This window comes from Mycobacterium sp. (assembly GCF_046095365.1).
In the GTDB taxonomy this organism is placed as follows: domain Bacteria; phylum Actinomycetota; class Actinomycetes; order Mycobacteriales; family Mycobacteriaceae; genus Mycobacterium.
This window is the reverse complement of the sequence record NZ_JBJTJF010000136.1, coordinates 1-9,005: the sequence shown is the minus strand read 5'-3', so window position 1 is coordinate 9,005 and position 9,005 is coordinate 1. Positions and strand designations below refer to the sequence as shown.

At 67.2% G+C, this 9,005-nt stretch carries 6 protein-coding genes; all 6 read left to right on the top strand.

Features of this window, described 5'->3' with window-relative positions:
• The coding region (locus tag ACKOQ4_RS10970) for a peroxidase family protein (RefSeq protein ID WP_526291711.1) at window positions 1-1,180 on the top strand (1,180 nt) is incomplete at its 5' end.
• A gap of 3 nt (window positions 1,181-1,183) precedes the next feature.
• Window positions 1,184-2,506, top strand: coding sequence for a cytochrome P450 (locus ACKOQ4_RS10965; RefSeq protein ID WP_526291709.1), 1,323 nt, complete (start codon window positions 1,184-1,186; stop codon window positions 2,504-2,506).
• A gap of 34 nt (window positions 2,507-2,540) precedes the next feature.
• Window positions 2,541-4,466 carry an acyl-CoA dehydrogenase family protein gene (locus tag ACKOQ4_RS10960; protein ID WP_526291707.1) on the top strand — a complete coding sequence of 642 codons (1,926 nt, stop codon included), beginning with the start codon at window positions 2,541-2,543 and terminating at the stop codon, window positions 4,464-4,466.
• Window positions 4,420-5,574, top strand: a complete 1,155-nt coding sequence (locus ACKOQ4_RS10955) for a hypothetical protein (RefSeq protein ID WP_526291705.1) — start codon at window positions 4,420-4,422, stop codon at window positions 5,572-5,574. The genes ACKOQ4_RS10960 and ACKOQ4_RS10955 overlap by 47 nt, the downstream gene beginning before the upstream one ends.
• Complete coding sequence (locus ACKOQ4_RS10950; RefSeq protein ID WP_526291703.1) at window positions 5,571-6,431, top strand: SDR family NAD(P)-dependent oxidoreductase; 861 nt, start codon at window positions 5,571-5,573, stop codon at window positions 6,429-6,431. The genes ACKOQ4_RS10955 and ACKOQ4_RS10950 overlap by 4 nt, the downstream gene beginning before the upstream one ends.
• Window positions 6,432-7,116: 685 nt before the next feature.
• The coding region (locus ACKOQ4_RS10945; protein WP_526291701.1) for an IPT/TIG domain-containing protein at window positions 7,117-9,005 on the top strand (1,889 nt) is incomplete at its 3' end.

The following is a 9,005-nucleotide window of genomic DNA, read 5'->3' as shown; positions in this document are numbered from 1 at the left end:
GGTCCAGGAGGACGGCCGGCTGCCCAAGAGTGCGCACTTCGAGGGCATCGACCTGACCGGCTTCGAGGAGAACTACTGGGCCGGCGTCGGACTGCTGCACACCCTGTTCGCCCGCGAGCACAACGCGGTGTGCGACGCGGTCAAGAAGGCCTATCCCAGCTTCGACGACCAGCGCCTCTACGAGATCGGCGTGCTGGTGGTCTCGGCGCTGATCGCCAAGATCCACACCGTCGAGTGGACCACCTGCATCCTGCGCCACCCGGCGCTGCAGATCGGTATGAACGCCAACTGGTACGGCGCACTGGGCGAAACCTTCAAGGAGAGGATCGGCCGCGTCAGCGATAACGAGGCCGTCTCCGGCATCGTCGGCTCGCCGGTGGACCACCACGGCGCGCCGTTCTCGCTGACCGAGGAGTTCGTCACCGTCTACCGCCTGCACCCGCTGATCCCGGACGACTGGAACTGGTTCTCGCTGGAGTCCGGCGAACACCTGCGCAACACCTCGTTCACCGAGATCCAGGGCAAGTACACCCGCGACTTCATGCACAGCATGGAGATGAGCGACCTGTGGTACTCGATGGGTCTGGCCAGCGCCGGGGCGGTGTGCCTGCACAACTATCCGGCGGCGCTGCGCAAGCTGGAGCGCCTCGACGGCCAGTTCACCGACCTGGCCACCCTCGACATCGTCCGCGACCGGGAGCGCGGTGTGCCGCGGTACAACGACTTCCGCGAGATGCTGCACATGCCGCGTCGTAAGAGCATCGACGAGATCACACCCAACAAGGAATGGGCCAAGGAGATCAACGAGATCTACAACGGCAACGTCGACATGGTCGACGTCCAGATCGGCATGCAGGCCGAGCAGCCGCCGAAGGGCTTCGGCTTCTCCGACACCGCCTTCCGGATCTTCATCGTGATGGCCTCGCGCCGGCTGAAGTCCGACCGGTTCTTCACCAACGACTTCACCCCCGAGGTCTACACCCAGGTCGGGTTCGACTGGGTGAACAACAACGGTATGAAGGACGTCCTGCTTCGCCACTATCCGGAGCTCGAGCCGGTCCTGGGCAGCGTGGATCGCGTTTTCGCCCCGTGGCCCAAGCTGGGTGCGCCCGCTCCGGACAAGCCGAACCGGATCGTCCAGCTTGCCGATACCGTTCGCGCCTACCTGCCGTGGGGGTAATCGGTGCCTGGTGACTTTCCGCACGCGTCAGCACTGGAAGGGATCCGGTTCACCGCGCAGATCGGTGCTCCCAACATCATCCTGGGGCTGTTCAGAAAGCGGGAGTTGCCGGTAAAGATCGCGTCCAGGCTGGGTGCCGAACACCTCGGCTACCAGCTGGTCGACGGGCTGGTCAAGCGTTACGGGCCCGGTCCGTTCTACGTGCGGGTGGCCAAGGACGAGGCGCTGCTGATCACCCACCCCGATGATCTGAAGTTCGTGCTGGGCGGCTCATCCCCGGACCCCTTCGCCTCCGACCCGGAGCCGAAGGTCAAGGGGATGTCCGCCTTCCAGCCGGACGCCTTGACGATCTCGCGCGGGGACCTTTGGACACAGCGTCGGCAGTTCGCCGACGCTGTGTGCAAGCCCGACCAGCAGGTGCATCCACTCGCCAACGCATGGGCCGGGGTCGCCGCCGACACCGCGCGCGAACTGGCGGGAGCGCCGATCCGGTGGGCGGACATCGACCAGGCCTTCCTGAGGATGATCCGGCGGGTGGTACTCGGCGACAGTGCCGCCGACGACACCCGCGTCACCGACCTGCTCGGCGAGCTGATGGCGCAGGGCAACAAGATGCCCGGCACCCCGGGTCCGGAGTACCCCGAGTTCATCGGCCTGATCCAACGCCACATCGACAAGGGCGACCCGGGCAGTCTTGCCTCGCTGGTCCCCGGCGCGCCCAACCCGCCCGGCGGCGCCGCCGGGCAGGTGGTGCACTGGATGTTCGCGCTGAAGGCCAACCTGGCGGCCAACGTGCTGCGGGCGCTGGCGGTGCTGGCCACCCATCCCGAGCAGCAGCGGGAGGCCCGCAAGGAAGTCGCCGGCGCCGACCTCGGCACAGCCTCGGGTGTGGCGTCACTGGACTACCTGGGCGGCTGCCTGCTCGAGGCCATGCGGCTGTGGCCGACGGTGGGTCTGCTGGTCAAGGTGGCCCATCGCGACGTCGAGTTCCCCAGCGGCGCAGTGCTTCCCGAGGGCAGCCAGGCGCTGATCTACAACGTGTACAACCACCGCAACCGTGCCCGGATCCCCTACGCCGACAAGTTCTCCCCCGGGGAATGGGTCAGCGGCAACGCCGGGCAGGACTGGTCGTTCAACTTCTTCAGTCACGGAGCACAGAACTGCCCCGGTGCGGGCATCTCGATCTTCCTGGGCCAGGCGGTGATGGCCAACCTCCTCCAGGCCGGCCCGCTGTCGGTCAGCGGGGTCCGACTGGACCCGAGCAAGCCGCTGCCGCACGGCGTCGACCTGTACGCACTCACCGTGCATGCCGGCTCGTCGGCTTGACGCGCTCCGCTGACCGAGGGGGTATCGACGGACCGTGACCACCACGAGTGAGCACCTGCAGCGGGCACTGGACGGACGCTGGCGCGAGACCAAGAAGATGATCCGCGAGAAGCTGGCGCTGGAGATCTTCCGGCCGCACTTCACCCCGACCAAGGACGTCGCCCGGGCGCGGGTGAACGCGCAACTGAAGATCATCGCGGCGGCCGGACAGGCCGAGGACGGCTTCCAGAAGGAGCGCGGCGGAACCGGGGACGCCGGCGCGGCGGTGACCAAGATCGAAATGCTGGCCATGTCGGACCTGTCCCTGATGGTCAAGGCCGGTGTGCTGTGGGGGCTGTTCGGCGGGGCCGTTGAGAACCTCGGCACCGAACGCCACCACGAGGCCTACGTGCGCCCGCTGATCACCCTGGACCTGCTGGGCTGCTTCGCCATGACCGAGACCGGCCACGGCAGCGACGTCCAGCACCTGGAGACCACCGCCACCTACGACCCGCAGACCGAAGAGTTCGTCATCCACTCCCCCACGCCGTCCTCGCGCAAGGACTACCTGGGCGGTGCCGCCGAGAGCGCCACCGTCGCCGCCGTCTTCGCCCAGCTCATCACCCAGGGCGAGAACCACGGGGTGCACTGTCTGGTGGTGCCGATCCGCGACGGGAACGGCAACGACCTGCCCGGGGTGCGTACGTGGGACTGCGACTACAAGGGCGGCCTGCCCGGGGTCGACAACGGCCGGATCATGTTCGACCACGTGCGAGTCCCCCGGGAGAACCTGCTCAACCGGTTCGCCGACGTCGCCCCCGACGGCACCTACACCTCGGAGATCGAGAACCCCAACCGGCGCTTCTTCACCATGCTCGGGACCCTGGTCCGCGGCCGGATCACCGTCGGCGGCAGTGCCGCGCAGGCCGCGAGGGTGGCGTTGGACATCGCCGTGCGATATGCGTTGCAGCGCAAGCAGTTCCTTGCCCCCGGTGAGGACCGCGAAGTCCCGATCATGGACTATCTGGTGCATCAGCGCCGGCTGCTGCCCTATGTGGCGCAGTCCTACGCCCTGCAGTTCGCGCAGAACGAACTGGTCGCGGCCATGCACGACTGGCAGACCGCCGCCGTCCGCGACCTGGAGGCGCAGCGTGATCTCGAGGCCCAGGCGGCCGGGCTGAAGGTGGCCAGCACGTGGCACGCCAGCGCGGCGATCCAGGAAGCGCGCGAGGCCTGCGGCGGTGCGGGCTACCTCGCCGAGAACCGGCTGGTGGAACTGCGCGCCGACACCGACGTCTTCACCACCTTCGAGGGCGACAACCATGTGCTGCTTCAACTGGTGGCCAAGCATCTGCTCACCGAATACAACGACGACATCAAGAGCATGAGCCCGTTCGCCTGGGTGCAGTTCGCCGCGAACTTCGCCGGAGAGAGGGTGTCGCGCAAGACCGCAGCGACCCAGATCATGCAGCGGATCCTCGACAACCGCGAGGACAACGCCGTCGAGGGAAGCCTGTTCAACCGAGGCACCCAGGCCAAGATGCTCGAGGACCGCGAGCAGTACCTGCTCAGCTCGCTGGCCCGCCGGCTGCAGCGCCGGGCCAAGACGATGTCGGCCTTCGATGCGTTCAACTCGGTGCAGGACCACGTCATGCACACGGCGCGAGCCCACATCGACAGGATCGTGCTCGAGGCGTTCATCGCCGGCATCGACACATGCGAGGATCCCGAGGCGCGGCGGATTCTTGATCTGGTCTGCGATCTCTACGCGCTCAGCGTCATCGAGGCCGACAAGGCGTTCTTCCTCGAGCACCGGCTGCTGTCCACCGAGCGCGCCCGCGCGGTGACCAACGGGATCAACGAGCGCTGTCGCAATCTTCGTCCGCACGCCGAGACCCTGGTCGACGCGTTCGGCATACCCGAGCAGTTGCGCGATGCCGAGATGCTGCATCCCGAACGCCTACCCCGACCGGGAGCGTGAGCACCGGATGAACGTCGCCGAAGAGGTCGTCGACTGGCTCTACCGCGAGCAACTGCAGATCGACGAGCAGTGGTCCTACCTGCTGCCCACCGGATTCACCTGGTGGGCCGATCAGTACGCCCAAACCGTGGAGATGGTTCGCGAGGAGACCGGGCCCAGCGGCGAGACCGGGTATCTGGTCTGCGTGCGCACCGAACTGCTGCGCGAGCTGGACCTGACCGATACCGCATTGGAAGGGATCAACGCGATCTCAATGCAGTGCGCGTCGATGTCGGGACCGGTCTACGACGTCGCGGCGCGACGGCTGGATCTGTGGACCCTGGTCCGGCTGCACGACGACAACGGCTCCTGGATGCGCTTCCTGCTCGGAGCGGCCGCCGTGCTGCAACTCGCCGAGGCGCGCGCGCTGGCGCCACTGCTCGCCGACACGGTGGGTGCGCTTCCGGCCACCAGCGACCACCCGGAGAGCGGCGTACGCGAGGTTCCCGACGAGATGGCCTTCGCGGCGGGGATTTTCGTGCGGTCCGGCGATGAGCCGTGCGCGTGGACGGCCTCGGAGTTCCGCGAACTCGTCGACGAGTTCGGGAACCACCCCCCGGCAGTGGCCGCCGCAGCCGGGCAACACGGCTTCACCGTCGAGTTCCCGTTCGGGGAGCGCACCTCGTTGTGTCAGGTGCTCGGCGATCAGCCTCATCCGCTCTACGGCAACGGTCTGCTTGTGCTGCAGCGTTTTCCGGTCGAGGTCGGATCTGAAGCCGAGGGCGTCAGGCTGGCGCTGTCCCTCAACGCCGCCGACCTGACCCGGCGGGTGACCGGCTACGGCTTCGGCAGCTACGTCTACGCCGACGCGATGATCCACTTCACCGGATTCGTCCCCAACGCGCTGCACAAGCCGGGTCTGCTGCCCAACCTGTACTTCTCCTGTGCGGCACGCGCACAGGCGATGGAGGCCCGCTTCGTCGAGGGCGACTGGGACGCAGACGCCTTCACCGTCGATCCCGTCGTCTTCGCCCGCCGGCAGGAGCGTCAACAGTCAATACAGCCGATCATCGAACGGCCGGTCCGCGGATGCCCGATGATGCGGGCGAGGGCGGAAGGAGCCCAATGAGCGCCATCGAACTGCCCGGAGCCTCGGTTGCCATCACCGGGGGGGCCCGTGGTATCGGCTATGCCACCGCGAAGGCTTTCGTCGCCAAGGGCGCGCGGGTCTTCATCGGTGACCTCGATGCGGACCTGGCCAAAGCCAGCGCAGCAGAACTGGGTTGCACCGCAACCGGCCTCGACGTCCGTTCCCGCGAATCGTTCGCCGCTTTCCTGGAGATGTGCGATCCGCCGGTTCAGGTTCTGGTCAACAACGCGGGGATCATGCCGGCCGGCCGGTACGTCGACGAAACCGATGCGGTCACCGACGCAATCGTCGACATCAACCTCAACGGGGTGCTGCGCGGCACCAAACTCGCTCTGCCCGGGATGCTGCAGCGCGGGTCGGGACACATCGTCAACGTGGCCTCCTACCTGGGCAAGGCGCCGGCCGCGGGCCTGGCCACCTATTGCGCCACCAAGCACGCCGTCGTCGGGTTCAGCGAAGCGCTGCGCGACGAACTGGCCGGCACCGGCGTCACCGTGACCGCCCTGCTGCCCTCGGCGGTGCGCACCGATCTGGTGTCCGGGGTCAAGCTCGACGGCCTGCTCCCGACGGTCGACCCCGAGGACATCGCCGACGCGGTCGTGGAGTCCTGCCGCTCCCGCACGGCGATCGTGGCGGTTCCCCGCTGGATGCGCACCTATGAGGCGGCCGCGGCGCTTGCCCCCGACCGGTTCCTCGGGGCGGTGCGCGGCAAGCTGACCCGCGACCGGGTGCTGCGATCCCTGGACACCTCGGCCCGCGCGGACTACGAGGAGCGGATCCGGCGCGACGCCGAGACCGACACCAAAACGGGCAGGGGTAAAAACCCCCGGCGCTAGTCCATCGCGAAGATCGGCGGCTTCGGCCCGGGGCCTATCGGGCTGTTTCCCGATGGTCCGGGTCGCGCCCATAGCGATTCGTTGACCCAGCCGGCGGGCACGTCCGACACGGTCCTCTGGCGGGGCGGCTTCAACGCGGCCCTCGGTTTCGGAGCGGTGTCCGGACGCGCGCACCCGGATCCGCGATCGCACCCGGGTGACCGGACGTCCGCGCCGGCCGCCGGCGACAAGGCGATCGCCGCGGCAACAGCACCGAGCACGGCGGCGGGAATGACGAGTGGCATTGCCATCGTGGAAAGGTCCTCTCTGCCAAGGTGGGGGCCGTCCCCACTGCTACGTGCGAGGGTATGAACGGTCCGGGGCCAGCGGGAGAATCTCATAGCAAAGACATATACATAATTCGCGATCTGTAGATCGCTAATTGGTACCTACGTCGCCCGCTGACCCTTTCGTGGCCGCCTGCGGGCGGACCCCGCGACGGGGGCGACAGCAACGAGGGCGGTTACCCGAAAACCGAGGTGTCGAAACCGACAAATAAGGCGCAGCGATGTGATATCCGTTAACTCTCTTGGGTCGAGAGGGGATGGGATGAGGCTGTCTCTGCCCTCGCAGTCCCCTCCTTCCGCCCCGATTTTTCCCGGCTCAAAGAAATCGCGCCGCCGACGTTTACCTCACGGTGGCCAATGTGGAGGTTCTGCTCATGTGCGCGGATAACTTTTCGGGTCGGCATGCCAAGGTCACCGGCCGTCACCGCCGGGACCGGCAACTGCCCGTGGCGCAGACGGCGCGGTTGATCGACGACGGGTCGGCCTGGCCGGCGGTGCCACCGCCCACGTCGCCTCCCGCGCGCTCGGCGCACTACGTCGGCCGAGTCGGGGCGCTGGCGGTCGCACTCGGGGTGGGCGCTGCGATCTTCGGTTCCACCACCGTGGCTGCCGCGGACACCGGCGCGCCGGACACCACCGGGTCGGCCGGGCAGGAGTCCGATGCCGGGGCGACTGCCGGGGCGCCGACGCGCAAGACGCAGGCGGGCAACCGGCGCACGCCGCGACGGGCCGCCGCGGACGCTTCGCCGGCGCCGGCCGACGCGGTGGACGTTCCCGCCACCAAGCCGGCACCCCGCGGCGGGGTGAGCCGAACGGCGCCGCCGCGTCGGCGATCCGAGGGTGCCCCGTTCGTCGTGCCGGGCCGGGTGGCCCGCCCGAGCGCGGTGGACACTCCGGCAGCGGCCGCTGGCCTGCCGTCGTCGCCGGGCGCACAGGTGCTTGCCTCGGTACTGGGCGGTAAGGCGCCGGCGTCGGTCAGAACGAAGCTCAACGAGATCGTCACGACCGTGCTGAAGGACGCCATCTCGGCCGTGGCGGCGAACGCCGGACTGCCCGGGGCCGGCGCGGTCCCGCAGTTGAGTGCCGGCGGCACGCCTCAGGGCGCGCCGGTGATGCGGGCGCTGGCCACGCTGCAACGGGTCCTGGCGACCGACGGCGGTGCGCTGTCGCTGCTGGGCTTCGGCAGTGGCGGCGGCTCGCCCTCGTCCTCGCCGCTGTCGTGGGCGTCGCTGGCGGTGGCCCGCCGCCAGGACCTGGCCGGCCCGGCGCCGCAGGTGGCTCCCGCGGCGGCTGTCGGCACCGCCGAGACCGTGGCGGATCCCGTCGTCGGTGCTACGCGGACAATTACGATCACTGGCGTTTTCATAAACGGAGTCGCTGTCAATTCGGCTCCGCCGAACACTGAGATTACGATCACAGGAACGAATTTCACCGCCACTTACCCCGCTGCCTCAGTAAGTCTTGTGTATTTCGGTTGCGATAATAAGGCGGGGACAAACTGCGGGAGTACCGGTCAAAAAGCAACAGTAGTAAAGGGTTCGGTGGAGAAAGGCTCACTGAAGGTCGTAGTTCCGCAGGACGCTAAATCCGGTTATGTTCAAGTATTTGCTGACACCAGCCCAGTTTCATGGTCGTCCTACAGCACAGAGTCGTTCACCGTAGATGCATCTACTAATGCGCCGACGATAACCGAGGTGAATCCGACCTCGGGTGTATCTAAAGTAGCCGGTGCGGTGACAATCACCGGAACTAATTTTGTTCCGAACACCGACGCCGCGCCGAAGGCCACTACCGTGACATTCGGCTGCAGCGCGAATGCCTGCGGCACCAAATCAGTAGCTGCGACTAACGTTGTGGTTAACCCAGATGGCAAGTCACTCACGGCCGACTACCCTGCAGAACTCCCCAAGAATGGAACCCTTGATGGAAACATTCAGGTGGTTACCAAGGGCGGCACCGTATACAGCACTACAACGTTCAAACTAAACAACCCCAGTATCACGTCCATCGACACCACAGGCTATTGGGGTAGCTCGCTGACCATCAACGGGTCTTACCTCGCGGGCGCAACGAAGGTGACATTCGCCGGAGGTGCCGACGGTAACGGTGTATCGGTGCTGCCGGGACCGGACGGCTTCACCGTGATCGACGGCCAGAGCAAACAGTCGCAAATCCAAGTCTCCGCAATTCCCGTCGGCACCTCCGGCGAATGTCACCTTCGTTGCGCCCGCGAGGTAAGACCCGTTGA

Excerpts from the sequence above, each read along its gene's own strand:
- ACKOQ4_RS10955 (WP_526291705.1), top strand. The coding sequence starts at position 4,420 with ATGCCGAGATGCTGCATCCCGAACGCCTACCCCGACCGGGAGCGTGAG.
- ACKOQ4_RS10950 (WP_526291703.1), top strand. The coding sequence starts at position 5,571 with ATGAGCGCCATCGAACTGCCCGGAGCCTCGGTTGCCATCACCGGGGGG.